We start from the raw sequence: 23,182 nt of genomic DNA, 5'->3' as shown, positions 1-23,182 counted from the left end.
GCACTTCCCGGCCGCTGGGGCGAAGGAGCCAAGCAGCCGTGGCAGACGGGGGCCGCCGAAGGCTCGCGGACTCGGCCGCTCGACGCGGCGCCGATCCGAAGTTGACAACGAGCGGGCCCGTGCCCGTCAGGGCGGTGACCAGCGGGACACCAGGAACACGATCGCGTAGCCCCCCCCAACCGCGAGGAGGGATTGAGTCGGATTTCCTGTCGGGTCAGGGTGTCGTCATCTCGTCAGCGCGGGCAGTCAAGGCCGCTGCCTCCTGTGTTCGGCCACGTGATCCCATCAACTTCGCATAGTTCCTGAGTGTCCTGCGGATGGTCGGGTGGTCAGGCTCGACAGCCTGCAACACGTCGAGAGCGCGCCGGAACAGCGCCTCCGCTTCGGCGGCCCTGCCCAGCCGCTGGCAGGTCACGGCGAGGTTGTTCAGAGTGTTGGCGAGCGCCGGGTGCTGCGGACCAAGCCCGCTTTCCTTCATCCGGAGCGACCGCCGGTAGAGAGTCTCCGCCTCGGCGAGTTCACCGCGCCGCTGGAGGATTGCGGCGATGTTGTTGAGGTTGACGGCTATCTCGTAGTGCTCCGGGCCGAATGCGGCCTCGAGCACCGCCACCGCCTGCCGAAGACAACTCTCGGCCTCGTCGTCGCGGCCCAGACGGTCGATGATGGAGGCATACGCGGCCTTGTCGGCGGCGACAGCCACATGGTCCGCCCCCAGGGCTCTCTCGCGGATCTCGATCGCCTTGCGGGCATACGGCTCTCCCGCCAAGTAGTCGCCGCGAGCGTGCTCCAAGCCGCCGAGGTTGTGATAGATGCTCGCCACGTCGGGTGCTTCCGGCCCGACTCCGCTCTCGATGATCGTGAGCGCCCGTAGGTAGAGCGGCTTGGCCTCGCTGAATCGACCGCAGAACTTGAATGTGATCCCGAGGTCGTTGAGCACGTTGGCGACCTCCAGGGAGTGCGGCCCGAACGCCGTCTCGCCGAGCTCCAGCGCCTGACGCAGCAACTCCTCGGCGGACGCGTAACGCCCCTTCACGCGTTCGAGCCCTCCCAGTGCGCCGAGCGTGATCGCGTGCGCGGCGCTCTTGGCGGGACCCTCGGCCGCCTTGTCCGCGATCTCTCCAGCCCGCCGGAACACCTGCTCGGCCCCGTCGATGTCCTCGACGTCCTGCCGGAGCCGCCCTACCTCCACCAGGGGCTCGCACGCCGTCGGGTCACCGGGCGAGAAGGCGGCCTGGTTCAGGAGGAGTGCCTCGTCCGCCACCGGACTCGCGTCGGCGAAGCGGCCCTGGGAGCGATACACGCGCACCCGCATCGCCAACAGGGCGGCACGGAGTCTGTCGCGGGGCGGCCCGACCGGGAGTTGATCAGTGGCCCGCACTCCACCGCTCAGGACCTGCTCAGCGGCCGGGTAGTCGCCGAACTCCTCGTCCAGACGTCCCAGCTCTATCGAGACCCCGGCTCGGTCCTCCCCGGATTCCCAGGCCCGCCGGGCGGCCGATCGAGCCGAACGGTAGTCGGCCCGTCCCCGCAGGGAACGGATCTGCACCACAGCGGGAGAAGGCATCACACGACCTCACCAGCAGTAGTAGTCGTGACCTGTACCGGATCCGGCGACGGAGCGGCTGCGGGCTCGGAGGCGCCGATCCGATTGGCACCGGGGGGCACGTGCGCGGACACCCGCCACGCCGCACCGGCGGCAAGTGCGAGGCCACCGATCAGGCCGAGGAGGAATGCCGTCGCATGGCCCGCACCCAACGCCACGCCGGCCACCGCAGGACCGAGCATGAACCCGGTCGTCCACGCCAGTGTGTAGACACCGTTGTAGCGACCCCGGAGTGCGTCGGGGACGAGGTCGTTGACCATCGGCAACAGCGTCGGCGTCAGCACGGTCTCGCCGATCGCGAAGACGACCAGAGCTCCGACGAGTGTGGCGACCGCCAGCGGTCCGCCGCCGATCATCCCGGCAAGCAGGGTCATCCCCCAGGCGGCTCCCCAGAAGCCGCACGTGAGCACCATTCCTGTGGTGCGCCGGCGACCCTGCATCCATCGCAGTACGAACAGTTGAGCGGCGACGACCGTGAACGTGTTCGCGGCGAATGCGACGCTGAGGGCGTCTTCACCGATCCCTCCCGGCCCGAGCGCGAACACCGGGAACATGGCGTGCATCTGTGAGAACCCGGCAGCGACCAGCAGCGCCGTCAGCAGCCAGATGCGCACGAACGTCCAGTCGGTGAGAATTCTTCGATAACCGGCAGACAGCCCTGGTGTCGACGTCTCGTGCGACAGTTGCGGGCGGTTCCCCGCCTTGACGGTCATCAGGATGGGGATGAAGGCCAGGAAAGTGGCGGCGTCGAGCAGATAGAGCGCCACGAAAGTACCGGGAGAGTCGACGTCGACGATCAGGGCGGCCACCAGCGCCCCGATACCGAATCCGGCGTTGAGCGTCATGTGGCGCACCGAGAACACGCTGGATCGTTGATCCGGCGTCGATACAGTCGCCAACAGCGCGTCCTGCGCCGGCCACGCAATCGACGCGCCCAGTCCCAACGTCGCTGCCGCAGCGAACGCCTGCCACGGCGCGTGCACCAGCGTCATCGCCCCGGTGCCCGCGGCATTGAGTACGAGTCCGAACATCAGCGCGTCTCGGGCCCCGAAGCGGTCTGCGAGCGACCCGCCGATCAGGTTGCCGGCAAGGCCCACCACCGCAACCGTTGCCAGGGCCAAGGCAGCGACCTCCACATCGAGGCCGCGCACCCGGTGCAGGTACACCACGAAGAACGGGAGTGTGAGCCCGCTGCCGATCGCCGAGAGCGCGTCCCCGCCCAGCACCGTCCACGCAGAACGTGACAGGTGGGGAATCACCCCTCTCGGCGATCCCACGGCCGGGTGCCTCTAGGCCCCACACAGCCGCTACGCGTCGTCGTCGACAGCGGTCTCGTTCACGTTCACCCCGAACCCGTGGCCCTGGGTGTCGTCGTCGACGGCGGTCTCGTTCACGTTGATAGCCATCCCGTGGCCGCGGGTGTCGTCCTCCACCGCGGTCTCGTTCACGTTCAAGTAGAGCCCGTGGCCCTGGGTGTCGTCGTCGACGGCGGTCTCGTTCACGTTGATAGCCATCCCGTGGCCGCGGGTGTCGTCCTCCACCGCGGTCTCGTTCACGTTGGTTGGGATCCCGTGGCCGCGGGTGTCGTCGTCCACCGCGGTCTCGTTGACGTTCGTCTGAATCCCGTGCCCTTGGGTGTCGTCCTCGTCCGCGGGGTTGAAGGGAACCGGTCCGCCGCTCGTCACCTCTGCACTCATGATCTCGTCCCCCCTGCCAGCGGAACTCCGCAAACTCGGGGTCCCTGAGCGTGTGCTACGAGGCTGATAGTGTGCTCGCCCTTCCTCGGCGTCTGTCGTCCCGGTGACACGGGATCAGCAATCCTCACGACACTCCCGATCGACCCGACGATCCCGGCAGCTCAGTAGGGGTCGGCACCTCGACAGGTGATCGAAGGCAGGGTGCGAGCGAACAGAGCGACGCGGGCGAAGTCCTGCACCAACTGGCGCAGATCGCGGCTGACCCGGTGGGGTGATCGTCCCGGTGGGGCGCGAGACTTGTTGAGGTCGACCACCGAGCTCACGCGAAGGCTGTTCGACGCGGCGGCCTGTGCATTGGCGCTGCCGGAGGCGGAGTCAGAACAGCTCGTGTTTCGGAGCGCATCCGGGGCGGGTGCCGCACGCATCGTCGGACAACGCCTTCCTGTCGGACAAGGGATCGCCGGGTGGGCCGTGTCGTCCGGACAGCCGATCGGAATAGCGGAGGTAGCCCGCGACCCGCGTTTCGCGCGCGGCGTCGCCGAAGCGACTGGTTACGTGCCACGCTCGATCTTGGCCGTGCCGCTGGGAACCTAACGCGAGACGCTAGGGGTCATCGAGGTCCTCGACCCTGGCGAGGGTGCTCCTGTCGGGGACCACAGCATGGAGCTCCTCATCTTGCTGGCTCGGCAGACAGCCCTCGCCATAGAGGGCGCGCGAGTATTCGACGATCTGGGTCGGGCGCTCTTCACAGCCGCTTCCACAACGCGTGGGAGTGCGACGGTGTCCGAGTCATTGCTGGAGATGGCCCGCTCGATGGCTGGCCCGCATGCAGGAGTCGTCGATCTGGCCGGCTGTCGGGCGAGCTCGGGCACTTCGGCGAAGAGGAGCAGCTGGCTGCCACCGCGATCATCAGGGAGCTGGTGAACTACGCGAAGAGTCGCGCGACGGTCCGATGAGGCCGGCGTGGCCATCAACAACATGCCAGGACCGAGTTATCCCTCACAATACTCTTCCATTTTCTCGGTGGCCGCTCACGACCGTCAGGATCCGTACGGGTTGGACTACAGTCCCGCCCCGCCGGTCGAGTTCGGACACCAGGAATCGGGATAGAGGTCGCCTGCAGGGCGACACCACGCTCGAGGTGACCGGCAACAGTTTCGCTGCCGCGCATGTGAGCGGGCTCGTTGCCCGTATTCTCAGCAAGCGCCCGGGGCTGACCCCTTTCCGGATGAAGACGGTCCTGCACGCACTCGCGGACAACGTCGAATCGGACACCGGGTGAACGGGCTCCGCTCGGGTCATGTGTGAGCAGGCGCGGCGCGGTCGAGAAGGGCGTCGGCGTCCATGCCCAACGATCGGGCCCCCAGGAATGCGAACACGCCTCGGGCCGATTGCAGTGATGTGACGGCGCGCAGTTCACCGAGACGACTCGCGCATCGGCCGGCGCCGAGGAGCGCGAGCCCACGTTCCAGGACGTGCCCGTACACCTGCCAGCCTGCCGCGGCCTCCTCGTACTCGCGGAGGGCGGTGTCGAGCGCGCCCTGGGCTTCGGCCACGATCGCACGAGCCGTGCGGTGGGCGCAGGCGTGGCGGCGCAGGCGCAGCTCAGTGCCCTCCACGAGCCGTTGGGCAAGCCCCAGCTCACCGACCGCCGCGCACACCCGGACCATGGCCGGCAGGTGCACGGCTCGGCGAGACGGCACGAACTGCGCTCGGTCCGCGAATTCGCGCACCCGATCGGCGGCCTCGTCGAGCTCCCCCTGGGCGAGCAGGATCAGGCTCGCCACCTCCAGCGCCGGCCCGAAGACCTGGAGGTCGCCTATCGATCTCGCCTGGGGCAGCGCCCGAACCATGATCTCTGCGGCGCTCGCCACCTGACCGCGTCGGAGCAGCACATGGGCTCGGTTGGCGTCCGCGACGGCCCACCAGTAGTCGGCCTCGTCGGATTCGACCGAGGTGCTCACCTCGGTCGCTTCTCTCAGCAGCTCGTCCCATCGCCCGGCGTCCAAGAGCACCTTGAGACCGTCGGCCCGAACCGCTCGCAACGGATGGAGAAGGCCCCGTCGTACAGCCATCCGCTGAGCCTCCTGCCCAGCGGCCAGCGCAGCGGCGGTCCCCTCGGCGAGCCAGAGACCCTCTGCGAGGTTCGACTGCCAGTTGAGCAGTTGCCAGCTGCCCTGGATCGCTGTGTTGCCGCGTTCGAGCGCAGCGTTGGTGGCCGCCACGGCAGCCATCTCGTCCTCGATCCCCTGAGGGTCGTCCAGGTCGAGACGCGCCCGCCCGCGCTCCATCAGTGCAAGACCGCGGATCTCACCCCCACCGATCACGTCAGCGACCGCGATCAGCTGTTCAGCCCAACGCAACGCCTCGTCAGGCCGGCTGGACGTCCACGTGTCGAACGCCATGAACGCCAGCGCGTAGGCCAACTCGACACAGGGCCCCGCGTCGTTGAGCAGCGCGATGGCCTCCTCTCCCTCCGCGCGCGCGGATGCCGTGTCGCCGCGGTCCCAGTACAGATGCGCCAACCGGTGTTTGGCGTCGCCGGCAGCGCGCCGATCGCCGTGCACCAGGCTCACGGTGTGGGCCTCCCGATACGCCGCCACCGCGGCGTCTGCGTGTCCGGCCGCCGCGGCCAGCCAGCCCGCCTTGTTCAGTACCGCTGGCCGCTCGGGATCCTCGGCCGGAAAGAGCTGGAGAGCACGTCGGTAATAGGACTCTGCGATCGTCGGGTCGAGCGGAACAGCGCGGTCGCCGGCGAGCACCGAGAACTTCCGCAACGCGTGGTGCAGGACCACCACCGGACCCGACTGGGCGGCCGCGTTCAACTCCAACGCCCTGCCGTAGTGGTGGACGAGGATCTCCGCGTAGTCCGCGACCCGACTTCCTGCCGTCCGTTCCAGCCAGCCGGCGACTGCTTCGTGTTTGGCCGCCCGGGCGCCGCGAGGTATCTGAGCGTAGGCAACGTCACGGATCAGTTCGTGCCAGAACGCGAACTCCGCCTGACCGTCGACGCTCGAGGTCGGGACAGGCCGCAGGAAGTCCCGGCACGCCAGTTCGTGGAGCCGTATCCGGACCGCGGACTCGTCCCTGTCACCCACCGTGGCCACCGCACCCGACCAGAACACCGAACCGACGACGGCAGCGTCGTGCAGCAGGTCCCTGTCGCCCTGGTCCAGCGTGTCCAGACGGGCGGCGATCAGCGCGTGCAAGGTGTCCGGAAGCGCGAGGGCACGGTCGGCGTCCGACGCTCCGCCTGCACCGCCGGCAGTCCGTTCACCGGATTCGAGGAGCAGCCGGACCAACTCCTCGGCGTACAGCGGATTGCCGCCACACCGCGTCAGCAACAACTCCTGGGTGTCCGCGGGGAGCACTGTGGTGCCCAGCAGTGCGCGGAGCAGTTCGACCCGCTCGGCCCCACCCAGGCCGGACATCGGCACGGTGACCGAGTTGGGCGTGTCGCGGCTCCACGCCCCTGCGCGCGCGGCGAACTCGGGGCGGGCTGTGCCGATGAGAAGCAGCGGCACGTGAGTGCACCGGTCGCGGAGGTGGTCCAGGAAGTCGAGCAGCGCAGCGTCTGCCCAGTGCAGGTCCTCGACGACGAGCACCAGGGGCTGACGTTCGGCGAGCGCCTCGAAGAACCGGCGCCAGCCAGTGAAGGTCTCCTCTCGCGAGGCGCCCTGCTCCCCAGTCGCTGCACCGACCAGTGGCCACAACGTGGCAACGATCCAGGCGCGTTCGCCGGTGTCATTGACGGCCCCGGCCACGGCACGTGACAGCTTCTTCCGGGAACTGACCGGATCATCGGTGCTGAGAATGCCGGCCTGTGCCTTGACGATCTCTCCGAGCGCCCAGAACGTGATGCCGTCTCCATAGGGCAGGCAGCGACCCTGTCGCCACGTCACCCGGCCGGGCATGGCGTTGACGGTGTCGAACAGTTCAGCGACCAGTCGTGTCTTACCCACTCCGGGTTCGCCGAGAATGGTCACCAGTTGTGCCGATCGGTTCTGCACGACGCCGGAAAGGGCGGCCTGCAGCAGAGCCTTCTCGCGCTCACGCCCGACGAAAGGGGGTGCCGGACGCACCACTCGGGATTGCGGCCGATACCGGGCCCCGGCCACCTTCCAGACCTCCACCGGGTCGGCTTTGCCTTTCGCCCTGACGGGTGGCAGCTCGACGTACTCGATCGCGTTCCGCGTCAGTCGGTGGGTGCCGGCACCCACCACGATCTCGCCTGTTCCAGCTGCAGCCTGCAGTCTGGCCGCCGTGTTGACGACGTCCCCCGCGGCGATCCCCTCACCCTCGAGTGGCCGCGAGGTCAGCGACGCCAGGGCCTCACCGGTGGCGATCCCGACTCGTACATCCAGGCCCACCCCCCACGGCGTTCGCAATCTGCTGACCGCCGGAACGATGGACAGGCCGGCTCGCACCGCCCGTTCCGCGTCGTCCTCGTGCGCCACCGGGACGCCGAACACTCCCACCACGGCGTCGCCGATGAACTTCTCGACGGTCCCCCCGTACCGCTCCAGTTCGGAGCGCACCGTTTGGTAGTACGGCCGCAGGACGGATTGCACATCCTCCGGATCGGCATTGTCCGACAGGGCGGTGAACCCGACGAGATCGCAGAACAGCACGGTCACGACCCTGCGCTCTTCGAGCTCGGGCGGTCTCTGCGGTGCGACGAGCGCCGCTCCGCAGGCGGAGCAGAAGCGCGCGCGGGCTGGGTTCTCCTCACCGCACCGATGACACGGCGCCACGCTGCGAGGGTAGCGGCGCTCCCCTTTGTTCCGGTGATCAACATGACGGACGCAAGAACTCGATGTGATCCCGTCACGACCCGGTCCACCGTGAGTGTGACCGCCGCGGATCGACCCCGATCCTCGTCACACCAACTGGTCGGCCCCTGCCCTTTGGCAGGCTTGACAGCCATAGGAACGTCGCATTCGGGTCAGTCCCTGAGCGGCTGGGGGCCAGGTGGAGGCGCTGATGCTCGAGGGTCTCGCCGAGGAGGATCGCCGTCGGATCCTGTCGGCTGCTCGGCGGCGCTCCTACTCACGCGGTGAAGTCCTGTTCCACGAGGGTGACGCCGGTACCACCCTGCACATCCTGATGCGAGGGCACGTCGCGGTTCGCGCCTCGACTCCATCCGGCGATGTCGTCACGCTGTCCGTCGTCGGTCCTGGGGACATCTTCGGGGAACTCGCGCTCGTGCGCCCGCGCCATGAACGGACGGCCACGGTCGTCGCGCTGGAGTCTGTCGAGACCGCCACTCTCGACCAGCAGGCTTTCGACCGGCTGCGGCACGAGCATCCCGCGGTGGACCACTTCCTCGTGACGCTGCTGGCCAGGCGCGTCGCCCGGTTGTCCGCACACCTCGTGGAGGCGCTGCACGTTCCAGCCGAGCAGCGGGTGCTGCGCCGGCTCCTTGCCCTGGTGGCGCTCTACCAGGACGGCCCGCTGCCGGTCGCCGTCCCGCTCACACAGGAGGATCTCGCCAGCATGGCCGGGACGAGCCGCCCAACCACGAACAGGGTTCTGCGGCAGATGGAGGAGTTGAAGGCCTTGCAGTTGACCCGGGGCCGGATCGAGGTGCTGGACCTGGCTCCGCTCCGACGTCACGCCGGGTTGAGTCCCCGCTGAGGAGTCGCAGGGCCGGTCGGCCGGGGTGTCAGTCGCCGCGGTGGGCCGTGCAGCGGACCGGCTCGGCAGCCTCGGCGCGGACGGGACGCTCGGCTCGATCGCGGGCCAGCTCGCGCCTCACCTCGGGCCATCGCGGCGCCCACCAGTAGGCCGCGATCATCACCGTCAACGCGCCCCAGCTCACCAGCAGCACGACCCAGGCCCACCACGGCATCGATGCCACCTCCCCCTCGGCCTCGCGGCCGGTCCGACGGAGCTGCCCGCCGTGTGCTCGGACTGTCGCCCCGCGCAACCCCACCCTGCCCACGTGGGGTCCCGCCGCACACCCCCCAGACAGTGGGGAGGCCGGCGCGTCTCACACCGGGGCGGCGCTCAGTCCGCCGCTGCGGGCACCGGCTCGTCGTCCACGTCGCCGAAGTCGCCCCATCCCAGCCGCAGCGCGGTGAACAGCACCCCGGCCAGCAGCGCCACACCCAGCCCCGCGAGTGCGAGCCACACCTGCAGCAGATCCATCACACTGTCCACCGACGCCCCCTCGACCACCCATCCGGAGACGGATGGTCGCGCCCCGTGCCGGCGAGGGACATGGGCGAACGGGCCGGCACCACCCGACAGAGCGACAGCCGTCCCCCCATCGGCCTGGCCCGCGCCGCACGTCGACGCCGGGGATCAGCGCAGCCAACGGTGCAGCGACTTCTTGCCGGCCGCCTTCCAGGCGTCGTCGAAGTGCCGCTGGGACTGCTCCGCCCGCACCTCCTCGAGGGCGTGCAGGCGCCCGTACAGGAACGCGGCCCCGCTGCTGGACGTCTCCATCGCCAGGTCGCGCAGCCGCTCGCGGGTGAGGACCGAGTCCTGGTGCTCCCCCAGCGCCTCCTGCACCGCCTCCATCGCCGCCGCGAACGCGGTGGCGTCGGCACCGAAGACCCGGCTCACCGACTCCCCCGCGTAGCGGGCGGCCTTGGCGGCCTTGCGCGCGTCGTGCAGCAGCTCCTCGCGCTCGGCACCCGGCGGATGGGCGGCGGCGTCCTCCACGAGGCGCCGGACCCCGGCGTAGCTCCGGGCGACCAGTCGCGGCAGCGTCTTCCCGGCGCGGGCAGCGGCGCGCTCGGTCAACGGCGGGGAGCTGACCAGCTCGTCGAGGCTGAGCACGAGCCGGTGGTAGCGCTCCCCGTCCAGCTCGGCGAGCACCCGGTCGTGGGCGCCGCGGTAGGCCTCGCCCAGCTCCGCGCCGGCGACCTCGGCGACCGGGCCCAGGTCGGCGACCGAGGCCTCCGCGTGGACGGCCTCGTTCACCCGGTCGCGCATCACCTCGGCGTCCCGGGCGGCGCCGAGCTCCCCGGCCAGCCACTTGAGCTCGCTCCGCAACGGCCGGACGACGTCGGCGTCGAACAGGGGCTTGAACGTGGTCAGGGCGCTGCGCAACCGCCGGGTCGCCACGCGCATCTTGTGCACGCTGTCCTGGGCATCGAGGCGCACCGGCAGGTCCTGGGCCTGTACCTGCGCCACCTGCTCGCGGACGTGGGCCAGGACCACTTCCCCTGCGGCCGACGCAGTGGTGAGCTTCCCGGCCTTCCGCTTCGCCGGCCGGACGCGCTCGTCCCCGCCCAGCACCCGTGCGAGCTTGGACGAGCTCGTCGCCTCCCGCAGGCCGCGGGCGCGCAGCTCGGTGTCGACGGCCTCCAGGAGGTCGGTCCGGCCGCCGACGAGCTCCACCTCGATCTCCCGCCAGGACGTCGCAGCACCGACCGCGTCCCCGCTGCCGTCGGTCGGGCGGACCCGGCGCGCGGTGACGCGGTCGTCGGCGACCTCCGCCAGCACCTGCCCGGTCGCGTCGACCAGCCGGCGCACCGTCCGGTCCGTGGTGATCTCGGCGACCGGCCCCAGCGAGGCGCCCTTGCTGTGGACCCAGACCATGTTCTGCAGCTCCGCCGGCACGGTCCGGGTGGCGCGGCCGAGCGGCAGGCGCACCTCCGAGCGGGCTCCGGTCCCCGCGGGGACCTTCAGGTGCCAGCCGGCGTCGTCACCGCCCGTCCGCCGGCGCAGGGTCAACCCCGCCGTCGCCAGGCGGAGGTCCGCGGTGTCGAAGTACGTCGCCGCCAGCCGCTGGTCCGCCGTCTCTCCCTCGGTGACCGGGACTCCGGCGTTCTCCGCCCCACCGCGGCCGTCCGCTGCCCCTGCCAGCAGCTGAGCCAGCGGCGGCAGCTCGAACGACTCGTCGGCGGCGTACTTCCGCTCCACTTCCAGGTGAACAGCAGGCATCCAGGAGGTGTACCTCGCCGGGGCGCCGCCAATCCTCCGGCGGTCGCCACCGGACACGACGACGAGGCCGGTCCCGTCGGCGCAGCCGGGTCCCCGCGCTACGCGATCGCGCCCGGCGGGGCTTCCTGGCGGCCCCTGACGCGCGCACGGGAGGCGCCTCCGTGCGGACCCGACCCGGCTGGGTGTCGGATGGGCCAGGTGCCAGCAGGACGCGTGGGCCGCCGGGCCGATGCGGGTCGCCGTTCAGCCGGACTGGACGACGGCTCCGGAGACCGTGGCGTAGTCGGCGGCGAGGCCGGCCTTGCCCGCTCGCTTGGCGGCGTACATGGCGGCGTCGGAACGGGCCAGGAGGGCGTCGGCCGTGACCGGCGCCTCGTCGGCGGTCAGCGCTGCCACGCCGACGCTGGCCTCGATGGTGTGCTCGGCACCGGCGAGTGAGAAGGGACGCCGGAGAGCCTCGCGGATGCGGGCTGCCGTGTGCATCGGGTCGCCGGCGTCCTCGAGCAGGACGGCGAACTCGTCGCCGCCGAGCCGCGCCACGGTGTCGCCGGTCCGGACAGCGCCGGTGATCCGCTCCGCCACGCGCACCAGCAGGTCGTCGCCGACGGCGTGCCCCCGGGTGTCGTTGACCGCCTTGAAGTCGTCCAGGTCCAGGAACAGGACGGCGACCGGCCGGCAGTCGCGGGAGTGCAGCTCCAGGACGTGTTCCAGCCGGTCCCGGAACAGCGACCGGTTCGCCAGGCCGGTCAGCGAGTCGAAGAACGCTTGGCGACGCAGCTCCTGGTCCCGCGCGGCGAGCTGCCGTACCAGGTGGACGTTGTCGCGCACGGCCAGGTACTGCCGGGCGAGCAGGCACAGCACGACCCCGCAGGCGGCCATCGTCTCCGCCTTGGTCAGCGGTCGGTCGAGCAGCGTGACGCCGGCGACGACCGACAGTGCCACGACCACGGGGACGTACGGGAGGACGGACGAGGGCACCGTGACGCCGGCCGCGTCGGCGGCCCGCACGGACGGCGACGGCTGCGGCGGTTCCGGGCACGTGCCCGCGAGGGCCACCAGCAGGAAGCCGCCGATCCAGCCGAGGTCGGTCAGTCCACCGTCGTAGAAGCCCATGGCGGCCAGGTAGGCGAAGGCACTGTCGGAGACGGCCAGCGCGAGGACTCCGGCGCTGACCAGGTACAGCGCCGGGCGGTTCCCGCCGGTGCGGATCAGCAGGAGCACGGCCAACACGACCAGCGAGACGTCGATGCTCGGGTACGCGAGGAGCAACAGCCGCTGCAGCCCGACGCTGTCGTCCTCCGCACCCGCGATCGCCCCGAGCGTCGTCAACCAGCTGACGAGCCCGATCGACCCGGCAGCCAACAGGCCGTCGAACACCCGCTGCAGGAACAGGATCCGTCCGCCGCGGGCGGGGTGGACGAGCAGTCCGACCGCCATGAGGACCGAGAAGCCCAGGAACCCGACGTCGGCCAGGGACGGGAACGGGACGACGTCGCTGCGCAGCGTGACCCAGCACCAGTACGTCTCGCCGAGAGCCCAGGAGAGGCAGGCGGCCGCCATGAAGATCCACGTGATCCGCGTCCGCCGGTCGGTGCAGCGGCGGACGTGCCGGGCCGCCGCTCCGCTCGCAGTCAGCGCGGCGACCCCCTGCGCGACGTCCGAGATGTCGGACGCGGCCTGCGCGGGCCACAGCAACAGGCTCACGACGAAGAGCAGCGCCGTCGCGAGCGCGAGAGCGACGGCCACGCGCGGCGGTCCGCCGGACTGCTGAGCCATCGTCCCGCCTTCGTGTGGGCCTCGGGGAAGTGCGTCCGCAGAGGGCATCGTCACGGCGCGGGTCGAGCTCGATCCCTCCTGGGGGTGAGAGCCGGCCCGCCGGCCATCGGAGGACTCCTCTGTTCCCGGTCGCCGTCCGGTACTCGGGGATCTCGATCGGCCACGCCCTCGGCGGGATCCTCCCCCTCGCTGGTGTGCCCTCAGCCGCGGCCGAGATAGGGCATGCCGGTGGCCAGCACCGTCGTGAAGGGCACGCTCACGTCCAGTGGCAGCCGCGCGATGTGCACCACCGTGGCGGCGACGTGTGCGGGGTCGAACGTCGCCTCCGGCCGGACCGAGCCGTCGGCCTGCCGGGCGCCGGTGGCGATGCCCGCGGTCATCTCGGTGGCAGCGTTCCCGACGTCGATCTGCCCCACGGCGATCCCGTGCGCGCGGCCGTCGAGGGCGACGGCCCGGGTCAGCCCGGTGACCGCGTGCTTGGTGGCGGTGTAGGCGACGCTGGCCGGCCGCGGGACGTGCGCCGAGATCGAGCCGTTGTTGATGATCCGCCCGCCGGGTGGGTCCTGCGCCCTCATCTGCCGGACGGCGGCGCGGGTGCAGAGGAACATCCCGGTGAGGTTGACCTCGACGGTGGCCCGCCAGTCGGCGACGGCGATCTCGTCGACCTCGCCGGACGGGCCGAACGTGCCGGCGTTGTTGACCAGCAGGTCCAGCCGACCCCAGCCGTCGGTCACCGCGGCGAAGGCCTCGTCGACCCGCCGTTCGTCGGTGACGTCGGTGGGCAGCACGAGGGTGGTGCCGCCGGCGGCCGCCGTCGCCTCCAGCGCGGCGCGGGTGCGGCCGAGCAGCGCGACCGACCACCCGTCGCCGGCCAGGGCACGGGCGATGGCGCGGCCCAGCCCGGAGCCGGCGCCGGTGACCACGGCGGTGCGGAACGGCTCGGCCACGAGGGGAGCCTGCCACGGGCGCGTGGCGGGTGCGGCCGTGCGAGCCTGGGCGCGTGCCGGTCCCGTGGGTGCACGCCTTCGTCGACGTGCCGGGCGACCGCGTCGACGCCGCCCGGGCGTTCTGGTCGGCGGTGACCGGCTGGCCACCCGGCGCGCCGTGGCCCGGCCACCCGGAGTTCGTCTCGCTCGTCCCGCCGTCCGGGGCGCCCTATCTGCACGTGCAGCGGATCGGCGGGGCGCCGCGGGTGCACCCGGACCTGCTCGGCTCGCTCGCCGGCGACGTCTCCCGGCTCGAGGAGCTGGGTGCCCGTCCCGGCCCCGTGGGCGACGGGTGGCGGGTGATGACCTCGCCGGCCGGCCTGCCGTTCTGCGTCTGCGAGGAGTCCTGGCCGCACGAGCGCCCGGGCGCGGTGGCGTGCCCGGAGGGGCACCGCACCCGGCTGGTGCAGCTGTGCGTCGACGTCCCGGCCGACCGGTACGACGCCGAGCTGGGCTTCTGGCGTGCAGCGACCGGGTGGGCGGACGAGCCGGTGTCCTCGCCCGAGTTCTCCCGGCTGGTGCACCGCTCGGAGAGCCCGCTGGCGCTCCTGGTCCAGCGACTCGGGGACGACGACGGCGGCACGCACGCACGAGCGCACCTGGACCTGGGCACCGACGACGTCGACGCCGAGGTGGTCCGGGTGCGCGCACTCGGCGCCGAGCTGCTGCGGCAGGGCGACGGGTTCGTCGCGCTGCGCGACCCGGTCGGCCTGCCGTTCTGCGTGACCGCCAACCACCCCGACCGGGGCGCCGGCTGACCGACGTGTCGCGTCGCCAGGAGTCCGCGGCGAGGTGTCAGCTCTTGCCCGGGTAGTGGATGCCGAACGGCTTGTTGGTGATGAAGAGGAAGGTGCAGTCGCCGTCGTCGGTGGCCCCGTGCTGCATGATCCCGCCCTCGGGGAACCAGACGAAGCTGCCGGGCCCGTAGTCGCCCTGGTGGGTGCGCAGCGTGCCCTCGAGCACGTAGAACCCGTGCGCGCACGGATGGGTGTGCCAGACGTTGGTGAAGCCGGCGCGGTAGACGGTCTTGAACACCTGCATCCCGGTGTCCGGGTCGGCGATCAGTGGGATGAGTTCCAGGTCGACGCCCAGTTCGGGGATGGGAAACGCCACCCACTCGGCGGTGGTGGTGTCGACCGCGGTGATGTCGACCGGCTGCAGTTCCTGCGTCACGCGACCAGACCTCCGTCTCACCCCGGCTGCGATGGCGGGGAGGTCGATGCTGTCGGGGGCGAGGGTGGACGGCAAGAGGCCCCCGTGGCGAGGACGGGTGGCGCCCGACCTGTCTCGCTCTCGTCGGACCGGGCGTCGGAGGCACCCTCAGAACAGCAGGAACAGCAGCACCGCGTTCAGGGTCATGATCACGCCGGCGACGAGGACGGCGACCACGGTCGTGCGGCGCCGGTTGACCAGCTCGCCCATGATGTCCGGGCGCCGGGTCAGCAGCAGCAGCGGCACCAGCGCGAACGGGATCCCGAAGGACAGCACCACCTGGGACACCACCAGCGCCCGGGTCGGGTCGACCCCGAGGGCCAGGATCGCCAGGGCGGGGAGCATGGTGAGCGCCCGGCGGAGGAACAGCGGGATCCGGCGCCGCAGGAAACCGTCCATGATCACCTGGCCGGCGTAGGTGCCGACGCTCGACGAGGCGAAACCCGACGCGAGCAGGGCCAGCGCGAACAGCAGCGCGGCCGTGCTGAAGGCGCCGAACCCGTCGTAGGCACCCTCGAGCGTGTTGTCGCCCAGTGACGACCCGGCGAACAGTGCGGCCGCGACCAGGAGCATCGCCACGTTCACGAGCCCGGCCAGGCTCATCGCCGTCGTGACGTCGATCCGCTGCTCCCGCAGTGCCTTCAGCTTCTGCGTGACCGTGTGGGCCCGGACGGTCTCGGTCACCAGCGCCGAGTGCAGGTAGATCGCGTGGGGCATCACCGTGGCGCCGAGGATCCCCGCGGCCAGCACGAGGCTGCCCTCGTCGTCGAGGCGGGGCACCAGCCCGCCGGCCGCCTCGGACACGTCGATCTCCGCGCTGAGCACGAGCAGGAGGAAGGCGAAGACGATCAGGCCGAAGTAGGCGGTCACCGCGTGGATGTAGCGCCGGTCCCCCGGGGCCTGGATGGCGAGCAGCAGGAAGGCCCACGCCCCGGTGATCAGGCCGCCGGCGAACAGGTCCAGTCCGAAGAGCAGGTTCAGCGCGATCGCGCCGCCGACGATCTCGGCCAGGTCGGTCGCCATCGCGACCAACTCGGCCTGAGCCCAGAGCCCCAGGACGACTCGACGGGGGTACTGCTTCCGGCAGTTCCGCGGCAGTGACATCCCGGTGGCCAGCCCGAGCTTCGCCGACAGGCTCTGCACGAACATCGCCATGACGTTGGCCAGGACGATGACCCAGAGCAGGAGATAGCCGTACTCGGCGCCGGCTGAGAAGTTCGTCGCGAAGTTCCCGGGGTCGACGTAGGCGATCGCCGCGACGAAGGCCGGACCGAACAGCGCGATCCTGCGGCGGCGCGTGGCCCGGTCGGGCCATTGTTGTTCCAGCACGATCAACCCCCTCAGCCGAGAGGGTCATCCTGCGGAGCAACCCTGGTTGCACCCAACCCCCAATGCGCGGGACCGTCGACAGGCGCAGCCAGAATGCCGACGGGACCGACCGAGCCACCGATCGGAGGCGGCGATCGCATGAACAGCGGCGTCGCCCACGCCCGCTCGCACGCGGGCCGGGAGCACACGCCCCCGCCGCCGCCCGAGCCCCCCGACGCCCCCTTCACCGGCCAGGCCATCCCGCCCGACGCCGAGCGCTGCCCGCACACGCATCCCCTGTGTTCCGCCATGCGGTGCCAGCAGCCGCTCCACGGCCCGGATGTCGTGTGCCACGCCGTCGGCAACCAGCCCTACTGGTCGTCCTTCTGGGAGTCGCCGGCGGCTGATCGACCCGGCGGGTGACCACGCCGCCTGCGGGCCGCGTCTCCGCTCCGCCGCCCCGGTCCGCCGGCGCCCGTGGCGCGTCGTCCACCTCCCGGGTCAGGCATGCACCGCGGCGGGCTCCGACGTGGGCGGCTCCGAGGGAGCTCCGCCGGACGGCTGCCGGGGGCTCCGCCGTCGTCGGGCAGGGACGGAGGTCCCCCGCTCGGTGCGTCCGGCGACCCTGGGACCGGTCCGGTCCGGTGCCTAACGTCCGGCGCAGCAACCGCCCGCCGAGGAGGAGCCGTGCAGGCCAGAGACGTCATGACCCGGCAGGTCGTCACCGTGGGACCGGACACGTCGGCCAAGTACGCGGCCGAGGTGATGGCAGAGCACGGCTTCGCGGCCCTGCCGGTGGTCGACGGCGAGGACCGGCTGGTCGGCATCGTCGCCGAGGCCGACGTCCTCCGCGACCGGCTGCCGGAGGACCCCCGGCTGCACCTGCGCCGCGACGGGACGGCCGGGGGCCATCCGGCCCTGCTCGTGCGGGGGGTGATGACCGGTGCCGTCCGCTCCGTCGAGGCGACCGCGGACGTCGCCGACATCGCGCGGGTGTTCGTCGACGAGCGGCTGCGCAGTGTCCCGGTCCTCGACGGCGAGCGCCTCGTGGGCATCGTCAGCCGGCGAGACGTGCTCCGGACGCTGATCCGCCCCGACGAGGAGATCCGGCACGACCTGCTGCGCCTGGTCGAGGGCTACACCGGAGAGCTCGGATCGTGGTCGGTCTCGGTCACCGACGGTGCCGCCACGATCCGGCGGACCAGCGGCGCACCGCGGCCGTCGGCCGCCGTGGAGGAGCGGGCACTCTCCGCGCTCGCCCGGACCGTCGGCGGCGTGGTCGGGATCCGGGTCCTCGCCTCCGACGGTCCCGACACCCCAGCAGCTGTCCAGCCGGTGTCCGCGCACGCGTGAGGTGACGACGATGTCGCATCCCGCCCAGCCCCCTCCCGTGGTCGTCGGGATCGACGGCTCGGAGCCCGCCCGTGTCGCCACGACCTTCGCGATCGACGAGGCGCGCCGGCGGCGGGCGCCGCTGCGGCTGGTGCACGCGCTGTCCTGGCCGCTCGGTGGCATCGTCGCCGATCCGTCGCCCGACCCGGACCTGCAGACGATGCTCCAGGCGGGTGCGGGGACCCTCCTGCGCGGAGCCGCGGCCGACGCCGCCGACGTCCTCGGAGCCGACACGGTCAGCTGGTCGGTCGTCGACGGCGACCCGGTCGCCGCCCTGCAGGCGGCCTCCGGGGAGGCGCAGCTGCTGGTCATCGGCAGCCGTGGAGTCGGTGGGATCGCCGGTCTGCTGCTCGGCTCCACGGCGAACGGCGTCGTGGGACACGCCTCCTGCCCCGTCGTGGTCCTCCCCGACCAGACAACGGTCGTCGTCTCCCAGCGGAGCTCGGTCGTGGTCGGCGTGGAAGGTCGCGGCCGCGACGACGCCGTCCTGGCGTTCGCCTTCGCCGAGGCCGCCGCCCGCGGGACCGACCTGGTCGCCGTCCACGCCTGGCAGGACGCCGCGCTGGAGACCGCGTTCCAGTCGATGGGTCCGCTCGTCGACTGGGCCGGGGTCCTCGCCGACGAAGAACGGGTGCTCGCCGAGACGCTGGCCGGCTGGCGCGAGAAGGAACCCGACGTGGTCGTCCGCGAGGTGGTCCTGCGCGAGCGGACGGCGCGGGCCCTCGTGTCCGTCGCGCTCACCGCGCAACTGCTGGTCGTCGGCCACCGCCACCGCGCATCCATCGCCCGGCTCGGGTCGACGACCCACGGCGTCCTACACCGGGCCGGCTGCCCCGTCGCCGTCGTCCCCGTTCCCACGGGCAGCGCCCGGTGACCACGGCGGGCCTGCGGGTCCTGGTGACGGCCGCGAGCAGGCACGGTTCCACCCACGAGATCGCCGCAGCCCTGGCCCGGGACCTCAACGGCTGCGCCACCGGGCGCACGCTGGGCCTGGTCGCCTCGGCGGTTCCGGCCGAGAACCGCCCCGATCCCTCGATGTACCAGGCAGTGGCCCTCGGCAGCGCGGTCTACGCCGGACGTTGGCTGGAGGCAGCCCGAGACCTGGCCACGGCGCACCTGGCCGCCCTGCGCGACCGGCCCGTCTGGCTGTTCTCCAGCGGACCGATCGGAGCGCCGCCGTTCCCGCCGGACGAGCCGCACGACGCGGGGACCTTCGCCACGATGCTCGACGCAGTCGGTCACCGCGTCTTCCCCGGCCGCCTGGACAAGGGCCTGCTCGCCTTCGGCGAACGGGCCATGGTCACGGCCATGCGGGCTCCCGTCGGGGACTTCCGCGACTGGGAACTCGTCCGGAGCTGGGCCGAGGAGATCGCCGCCACACTGGCCGACCGAACGACCCCGCTCGCGGCGCCGGAGCCCCAGGGGACGTGACCGAGCGCAGGACGACGCGGCCAGGGGGCAGCCATGAGTCGGCGCACGCCGAGGTTCCCGCGCCGGTGGGCGGACATGAGCGGGCGTCAGCGTGCGCTCCTGCTGACGCTGGGGTCCGTCCAGTTGTCCCTGGCCGCCACCGCCTGGACCGATCTGGCCCGGCGGAGCGCGTCGGAGGTGAACGGCCGCAAGGCCGTCTGGGCTGCGGTCATCGCCGTCAACTGGATCGGCCCCCTGACGTACTTCCGCTGGGGTCGCAGGCGCTGAACTGCGGCACGCCGACCGGACGACGTCCGTCACTCCCCGATGGTGCCGTCCGTCCCTCCCCCTCCAGCTGCCCAGCGGACAGCGTGGACGCATGGCGAGGAACGTGCGGGTGCTGGTCGGTCACGCCACCGCGGCCGGGTCCACCCAGGGCATCGCCGAACGGATCGCCGTCGGCCTGGCCGACGTCGCCGATGTCGCCGTCCACCCGCTCGGGCCGGACGTGGACCCGACCGGGTTCGACGCCTTCGTGATCGGCAGCGCGGTCCACGACCAGGCCTGGCTGCCGGCCGCGTCGGACTTCCTCCGCAGCGGGCGGGCAGTCCTCGCCGACCGGCCGTTCTGGTGCTTCAGCGTGGCCGGCGCGGCACCCCGCGGCCCGATCAGCCGGGTCGTCGTCGGGATGGAGGTCCGGAAGATCGAGACGGCCTTCCCCGCCGGTCTGCGTCCCCGGGAGCACCGGGTCTTCGCCGGGATCGTCGCCATGGAGGGCCTCCCGCTGTGGGGCAAGCTCTTCTGGCGCGCGCTCGGTGGCAGCCCTGGCGACCATCGGGACTGGCCGGCGATCGACTCCTGGACCGACGACATCGCAGCCGCGCTCGGCGAGCTGAGCCGCGACCGGAGCGGGTCACCGGCCGACCCTCCGACCGCACGGTGACCCGAGGCTCGAACGCTCGGAACCCAGCCCCCGCCACGACCACCGACGAGCGAGGTCGCCGATGTCCACGTCCACCTCCGAGCGGGCCACCGCCGGCGCCCGCCCGCCGCGGGCCTTCGTCCGCCGAGTGGTCGCCGCCGGGCTCCCGACCGGCCCGGTGTCCGTCGACGCGGTGACCGAGGCCGACCTCGACGGGCTGCCACCGGCGGCCGTCCGCTACCTGCGGGCGATGGGCGTCGTCGGGCGTCCACGGACCTGGTCGCTGCGGGCGCACTTCGCCGGCCGGTTCCGCCGCGGGCCTGATCAGGCCTGGATGCCGTGCGACGCATGGCAGTACAACTCCGCCGTCGAGGTCGCCCGCCTGTACCGGATACGGCTGGTGATGGGGAGGGTCGTCCCGATGTGGGGCTGGGACACCTACCGCGGCGGTTCCGGTCGGATGCGCGGCAAGGTCCTGGACCTGGTGACCGTCGCCGACGGTTCCGGACCCGAGTTCGACATCGGCGAGCTGACGACCTGGCTCGACGATGCGCTGCTGCTGGCACCGGGCATGCTCCTCGGCACCCGCACCACCTGGGAGGCGGCCGGCGACGACGGCTTTCGCGTCTCCCTGGCCGACGCCGGGCACACGGTGGGCGCTGAGGTGTTCCTGGACGCCGACGGCCGCCCGAGGGACGTCCGCACCGAGGACCGCTGGGCCGACCTGCCCGGCGGGCTCACCCGCGCGCCCTGGAGCACGCCCGTGCAGGGGTGGACCGTCGTCGACGGACTCCCCCGGATGACCGGCGGAGCGGCCGTCTGGCACCTGCCCGACGGCGAGTTCCGCTACGGCGAGATGACCCTGGTCGACCTCCGGCTGGACGTCCCCCCGGGACGGTGAGTCCCCTGCTCCGGTGCTGACCGCTGGTGCCGGTGCACTCGGCCTGCGGACCCGCCACGCCCGCCGCGACCGGTGGGCCACGACCGGTTCCCGCACCGAGTCCCCCGCAGCTGGATCTCCGCATCCCGCCGCTTCGGGCCGAGCCGGTGACCGGGCGTGGGGATCCCCGGGCGGTACGGTTCGCGGGTCATGATCCGCAGCACGCCCCGCCGCGTCGCCGCCGTCGTCGCCGTCGTCATCCTCGCGGTCGCGGCGGTGCTGGCGGTGCTCGCGGGGCAGGTGAACGCCCGCGCCGAGGCCGACTCCCTGCAGCGGCAGGTCGCCCAGGCCGGCACGGTGCTGACCACGCAGATCGCCGTGCTCACCACGCAGTTGGCCGACGCCGGGCAGGTCGCCACCGCCACCAACGCGAATCCCGGCGCCTTCCAGCGGTTCGCCGCCGCCCGGATCTCCGGTGCCAACGGCATGTCGCTGTCGTTGTGGCGGATCGGCGACGGCGGGCAGGCCGAGCAGGTGGCGTTGCAGGGGCCGGACCCCGTCGGCCCCGACGGCGAGGAGTTCGCCGCGTTCCTCGCCGGCGTGCCCGAGGACGGCACGCTGGCGGTCACCGGCATCCTGCCCGGCGAGCCGGCCCGGCTGGGCTACGCGCTGCGCCCGGTCGGCGACGCCGGGCTGGTCGTCTACGCCGAGTCGCTGCTCCCGCCCGACCGGCGCGTCCAGGTACCGCCCGGCGAGGCGTTCGGCGGTCTGGACTTCGCGGTCTACCTGGGCCGGAGCACGGCCACCGATCAGCTCCTGTACTCCACCGGCCCGGTTCCGATCGGCGGGTACACCGCCCGCACCACGGTGCCGTTCGGCAACACCTCCATCACCGTCGTCGGCGCGTCCCCGACCAGCCTGACCGGTGATCTGTCCTCGGCGCTGCCCTGGATCGTGGTCGGAGTCGGACTCCTCCTCGCCGTGGCCGCAGCCGCGGCCGCGGCCACCATGTCCCGGCGGCGGGCCGAGGCCGAGCGGCTGGCGGCGGACAACGACCGGCTCTACCGGCAGCAGCGGAGCATCGCAGCGACCCTGCAGCACGCACTGCTGCCCGAGGTCCCCACGATCGACGGCATGGAGGTCGCCGCCCGCTACGTCGCCGGCGTCGACGAGCTGGAGGTCGGCGGTGACTGGTACGACGTCCTCCCCCGCGGGACCGGGCGCTGCGTGTTCGTCGTCGGCGACATCTCCGGCCGCGGCCTCCCGGCGGCCACCACGATGGCCGAGCTGCGCTTCGCGGCGCGCGCCTACCTCACCCAGGGCGACGACATCGACGTCGTGCTGGCCAAGCTGCGCCGGCTGCTCGACGTGGCGGCCGACCGCCAGTTCGCCACCGTGCTGCTCGGCGAGCTGGACGCGAGCGCCGGTCGGCTGACCGTGGTCTCCGCCGGCCACTTCCCGCCCGTGCTGCTCACCGACGGTCGCGCCCTGTTGCTGGAGGTGCCCGTCGCCCCGCCGATCGGCGTGAGCGGATCGACCCCGCTGCCGGTCTCCGAGTTCCGGATACCGCGCGCCGGCACGCTGCTGGCGTTCACCGACGGCCTGGTCGAGCGCCGCGACGAGGTCATCGACGCGGGCCTGGACCGGCTGCGCGCGGCCAGCGCCGGAGCCGTCGACGGGCGGCCGCTGCCACAGGCCCTCGACGCCCTGATGCGGGCGCTCGCCGTCGACGGTGGGAGGGACGACACCGTGCTGCTGGGCATGCGATGGACGACATGACCGACGGGCCCCGGGCCCGGCTGGACGTGGTGGAGTCCGCCGACGGCGCGCCGCTGCTGGTCCGCCTGGGCGGCGAGCTGGACCTCGCCGGTGCGGCCGACATCGGCCCGGACCTCGACGACCTGCTGCGCCGGGACGCCCAGCCCCTGCGCATCGACGCGACCGAGCTGACCTTCGCCGACTCCTCCGGTGTGGCGGTGTTGCTGCGCATCGCCGACCACTTCTCCCCCGTCGAGATCGTCCACGCGACCTCCGTGGTCCGGCGGGTGGTGGAGGTCCTCGGCCTCGCCGCCCGGCTCGGCCTGCGCGAGGAGGCCTGAG

Annotated in this window: 24 protein-coding genes and 1 pseudogene; 13 read left to right on the top strand and 12 right to left on the bottom strand. The window is 72.2% G+C overall.

The window, feature by feature from the left end; all coding sequences use genetic code 11:
- Window positions 1–214: 214 nt before the first annotated feature.
- The 3 genes from MY520_RS09825 to MY520_RS09815 are packed head-to-tail and all read right to left on the bottom strand — an operon-like array spanning window position 215 to window position 3,300.
- The gene (locus MY520_RS09825; RefSeq protein WP_436691904.1) at window positions 215–1,549 is read right to left on the bottom strand and encodes a tetratricopeptide repeat protein; all 1,335 of its coding nucleotides are present in this window, start codon (window positions 1,547–1,549) and stop codon (window positions 215–217) included.
- Window positions 1,550–1,563: 14 nt separating this feature from the next.
- Window positions 1,564–2,862 (bottom strand): MFS transporter, encoded by a 1,299-nt coding sequence (locus MY520_RS09820; RefSeq protein ID WP_436691903.1) that lies wholly within the window; start codon window positions 2,860–2,862, stop codon window positions 1,564–1,566.
- A gap of 48 nt (window positions 2,863–2,910) precedes the next feature.
- Window positions 2,911–3,300, bottom strand: coding sequence for a hypothetical protein (locus MY520_RS09815; protein WP_436691902.1), 390 nt, complete (start codon window positions 3,298–3,300; stop codon window positions 2,911–2,913).
- A gap of 186 nt (window positions 3,301–3,486) precedes the next feature.
- Here MY520_RS09815 and MY520_RS09810 point away from each other — a divergent pair, with 186 nt between their 5' ends.
- Together MY520_RS09810 and MY520_RS09805 are read left to right on the top strand one after the other, a co-directional pair.
- Window positions 3,487–3,894, top strand: coding sequence for a GAF domain-containing protein (locus MY520_RS09810; RefSeq protein WP_436691901.1), 408 nt, complete (start codon window positions 3,487–3,489; stop codon window positions 3,892–3,894).
- Window positions 3,895–4,126: 232 nt separating this feature from the next.
- Window positions 4,127–4,582: a S8 family serine peptidase gene (locus MY520_RS09805; protein ID WP_436691900.1), complete on the top strand. Its 456-nt coding sequence runs from the start codon at window positions 4,127–4,129 to the stop codon at window positions 4,580–4,582.
- Between the two features lie 16 nt (window positions 4,583–4,598).
- On the opposite strand, the gene MY520_RS09800 is transcribed toward MY520_RS09805, so the two are convergent.
- Together MY520_RS09800 and MY520_RS09795 are read right to left on the bottom strand one after the other, a co-directional pair.
- Window positions 4,599–7,937 carry an ATP-binding protein gene (locus MY520_RS09800; RefSeq protein ID WP_436691928.1) on the bottom strand — a complete coding sequence of 1,113 codons (3,339 nt, stop codon included), beginning with the start codon at window positions 7,935–7,937 and terminating at the stop codon, window positions 4,599–4,601.
- Window positions 7,938–7,985: 48 nt separating this feature from the next.
- Window positions 7,986–8,054: pseudogene (locus MY520_RS09795) on the bottom strand (zinc-ribbon domain-containing protein); the annotation flags it as partial.
- Between the two features lie 217 nt (window positions 8,055–8,271).
- Between MY520_RS09795 and MY520_RS09790 the strand changes: the two are divergent.
- Window positions 8,272–8,937, top strand: coding sequence for a Crp/Fnr family transcriptional regulator (locus MY520_RS09790; RefSeq protein ID WP_436691899.1), 666 nt, complete (start codon window positions 8,272–8,274; stop codon window positions 8,935–8,937).
- 28 nt (window positions 8,938–8,965) lie between these two features.
- Here MY520_RS09790 and MY520_RS09785 read toward each other — a convergent pair whose 3' ends face one another.
- The 5 genes from MY520_RS09785 to MY520_RS09765 form a co-directional block, all read right to left on the bottom strand.
- On the bottom strand, window positions 8,966–9,151 hold the full coding sequence (locus MY520_RS09785; RefSeq protein WP_436691898.1) for a hypothetical protein: 186 nt from the start codon (window positions 9,149–9,151) through the stop codon (window positions 8,966–8,968).
- Between the two features lie 158 nt (window positions 9,152–9,309).
- Window positions 9,310–9,450 carry a hypothetical protein gene (locus MY520_RS09780; RefSeq protein ID WP_436691897.1) on the bottom strand — a complete coding sequence of 47 codons (141 nt, stop codon included), beginning with the start codon at window positions 9,448–9,450 and terminating at the stop codon, window positions 9,310–9,312.
- Window positions 9,451–9,606: 156 nt separating this feature from the next.
- Window positions 9,607–11,196 carry a CHAD domain-containing protein gene (locus tag MY520_RS09775; protein WP_436691896.1) on the bottom strand — a complete coding sequence of 530 codons (1,590 nt, stop codon included), beginning with the start codon at window positions 11,194–11,196 and terminating at the stop codon, window positions 9,607–9,609.
- A gap of 243 nt (window positions 11,197–11,439) precedes the next feature.
- Window positions 11,440–12,942 carry a diguanylate cyclase domain-containing protein gene (locus tag MY520_RS09770; RefSeq protein ID WP_436691895.1) on the bottom strand — a complete coding sequence of 501 codons (1,503 nt, stop codon included), beginning with the start codon at window positions 12,940–12,942 and terminating at the stop codon, window positions 11,440–11,442.
- Window positions 12,943–13,172: 230 nt separating this feature from the next.
- Window positions 13,173–13,919 carry an SDR family oxidoreductase gene (locus tag MY520_RS09765; RefSeq protein WP_436691894.1) on the bottom strand — a complete coding sequence of 249 codons (747 nt, stop codon included), beginning with the start codon at window positions 13,917–13,919 and terminating at the stop codon, window positions 13,173–13,175.
- A 53-nt stretch (window positions 13,920–13,972) separates the two neighbouring features.
- Here MY520_RS09765 and MY520_RS09760 point away from each other — a divergent pair, with 53 nt between their 5' ends.
- Entirely contained in the window at window positions 13,973–14,716 is a 744-nt protein-coding gene (locus tag MY520_RS09760; protein WP_436691893.1) for a VOC family protein, read from the top strand.
- 37 nt (window positions 14,717–14,753) lie between these two features.
- On the opposite strand, the gene MY520_RS09755 is transcribed toward MY520_RS09760, so the two are convergent.
- Window positions 14,754–15,131 (bottom strand): cupin domain-containing protein, encoded by a 378-nt coding sequence (locus MY520_RS09755; protein ID WP_436691892.1) that lies wholly within the window; start codon window positions 15,129–15,131, stop codon window positions 14,754–14,756.
- Between the two features lie 147 nt (window positions 15,132–15,278).
- Window positions 15,279–16,499, bottom strand: coding sequence for an Nramp family divalent metal transporter (locus MY520_RS09750; RefSeq protein WP_436691891.1), 1,221 nt, complete (start codon window positions 16,497–16,499; stop codon window positions 15,279–15,281).
- Window positions 16,500–16,637: 138 nt separating this feature from the next.
- On the opposite strand from MY520_RS09750, the gene MY520_RS09745 reads away from it, so the two are divergent.
- From MY520_RS09745 to MY520_RS09705, 9 genes are all read left to right on the top strand, one after another.
- Window positions 16,638–16,901 (top strand): hypothetical protein, encoded by a 264-nt coding sequence (locus tag MY520_RS09745; RefSeq protein ID WP_436691890.1) that lies wholly within the window; start codon window positions 16,638–16,640, stop codon window positions 16,899–16,901.
- A 264-nt stretch (window positions 16,902–17,165) separates the two neighbouring features.
- A complete protein-coding gene (locus MY520_RS09740; protein ID WP_436691889.1) occupies window positions 17,166–17,831 on the top strand; it encodes a CBS domain-containing protein in 666 nt (221 codons plus the stop codon).
- Window positions 17,832–17,841: 10 nt separating this feature from the next.
- On the top strand, window positions 17,842–18,744 hold the full coding sequence (locus MY520_RS09735) for a universal stress protein (protein WP_436691888.1): 903 nt from the start codon (window positions 17,842–17,844) through the stop codon (window positions 18,742–18,744).
- Complete coding sequence (locus MY520_RS09730; protein WP_436691887.1) at window positions 18,741–19,301, top strand: flavodoxin domain-containing protein; 561 nt, start codon at window positions 18,741–18,743, stop codon at window positions 19,299–19,301. The genes MY520_RS09735 and MY520_RS09730 overlap by 4 nt, the downstream gene beginning before the upstream one ends.
- A gap of 75 nt (window positions 19,302–19,376) precedes the next feature.
- Complete coding sequence (locus MY520_RS09725; protein WP_436691886.1) at window positions 19,377–19,568, top strand: PLDc N-terminal domain-containing protein; 192 nt, start codon at window positions 19,377–19,379, stop codon at window positions 19,566–19,568.
- A 91-nt stretch (window positions 19,569–19,659) separates the two neighbouring features.
- A complete protein-coding gene (locus MY520_RS09720; protein ID WP_436691885.1) occupies window positions 19,660–20,223 on the top strand; it encodes a flavodoxin domain-containing protein in 564 nt (187 codons plus the stop codon).
- Window positions 20,224–20,284: 61 nt separating this feature from the next.
- A complete protein-coding gene (locus MY520_RS09715; RefSeq protein ID WP_436691884.1) occupies window positions 20,285–21,103 on the top strand; it encodes a DUF6544 family protein in 819 nt (272 codons plus the stop codon).
- Window positions 21,104–21,292: 189 nt separating this feature from the next.
- Window positions 21,293–22,861, top strand: a complete 1,569-nt coding sequence (locus tag MY520_RS09710) for a PP2C family protein-serine/threonine phosphatase (RefSeq protein WP_436691883.1) — start codon at window positions 21,293–21,295, stop codon at window positions 22,859–22,861.
- Complete coding sequence (locus MY520_RS09705; protein WP_436691882.1) at window positions 22,858–23,181, top strand: STAS domain-containing protein; 324 nt, start codon at window positions 22,858–22,860, stop codon at window positions 23,179–23,181. The genes MY520_RS09710 and MY520_RS09705 overlap by 4 nt, the downstream gene beginning before the upstream one ends.
- Window position 23,182 lies beyond the last annotated feature (1 nt).

The organism is Geodermatophilus sp. CPCC 205506 (assembly GCF_051383635.1).
In the GTDB taxonomy this organism is placed as follows: domain Bacteria; phylum Actinomycetota; class Actinomycetes; order Mycobacteriales; family Geodermatophilaceae; genus Geodermatophilus.
This window is presented reverse-complemented; position numbering and strand designations above follow the sequence as displayed.

Coding starts and splice junctions, on each gene's coding strand:
- MY520_RS09815 (WP_436691902.1), bottom strand. CDS start 3,300: ATGAGTGCAGAGGTGACGAGCGGCGGACCGGTTCCCTTCAACCCCGCG.
- MY520_RS09805 (WP_436691900.1), top strand. CDS start 4,127: ATGCAGGAGTCGTCGATCTGGCCGGCTGTCGGGCGAGCTCGGGCACTT.
- MY520_RS09785 (WP_436691898.1), bottom strand. CDS start 9,151: ATGCCGTGGTGGGCCTGGGTCGTGCTGCTGGTGAGCTGGGGCGCGTTG.
- MY520_RS09780 (WP_436691897.1), bottom strand. CDS start 9,450: ATGGATCTGCTGCAGGTGTGGCTCGCACTCGCGGGGCTGGGTGTGGCG.
- MY520_RS09775 (WP_436691896.1), bottom strand. CDS start 11,196: ATGCCTGCTGTTCACCTGGAAGTGGAGCGGAAGTACGCCGCCGACGAG.
- MY520_RS09745 (WP_436691890.1), top strand. CDS start 16,638: ATGAACAGCGGCGTCGCCCACGCCCGCTCGCACGCGGGCCGGGAGCAC.
- MY520_RS09735 (WP_436691888.1), top strand. CDS start 17,842: ATGTCGCATCCCGCCCAGCCCCCTCCCGTGGTCGTCGGGATCGACGGC.
- MY520_RS09725 (WP_436691886.1), top strand. CDS start 19,377: ATGAGCGGGCGTCAGCGTGCGCTCCTGCTGACGCTGGGGTCCGTCCAG.
- MY520_RS09720 (WP_436691885.1), top strand. CDS start 19,660: ATGGCGAGGAACGTGCGGGTGCTGGTCGGTCACGCCACCGCGGCCGGG.
- MY520_RS09715 (WP_436691884.1), top strand. CDS start 20,285: ATGTCCACGTCCACCTCCGAGCGGGCCACCGCCGGCGCCCGCCCGCCG.
- MY520_RS09710 (WP_436691883.1), top strand. CDS start 21,293: ATGATCCGCAGCACGCCCCGCCGCGTCGCCGCCGTCGTCGCCGTCGTC.
- MY520_RS09705 (WP_436691882.1), top strand. CDS start 22,858: ATGACCGACGGGCCCCGGGCCCGGCTGGACGTGGTGGAGTCCGCCGAC.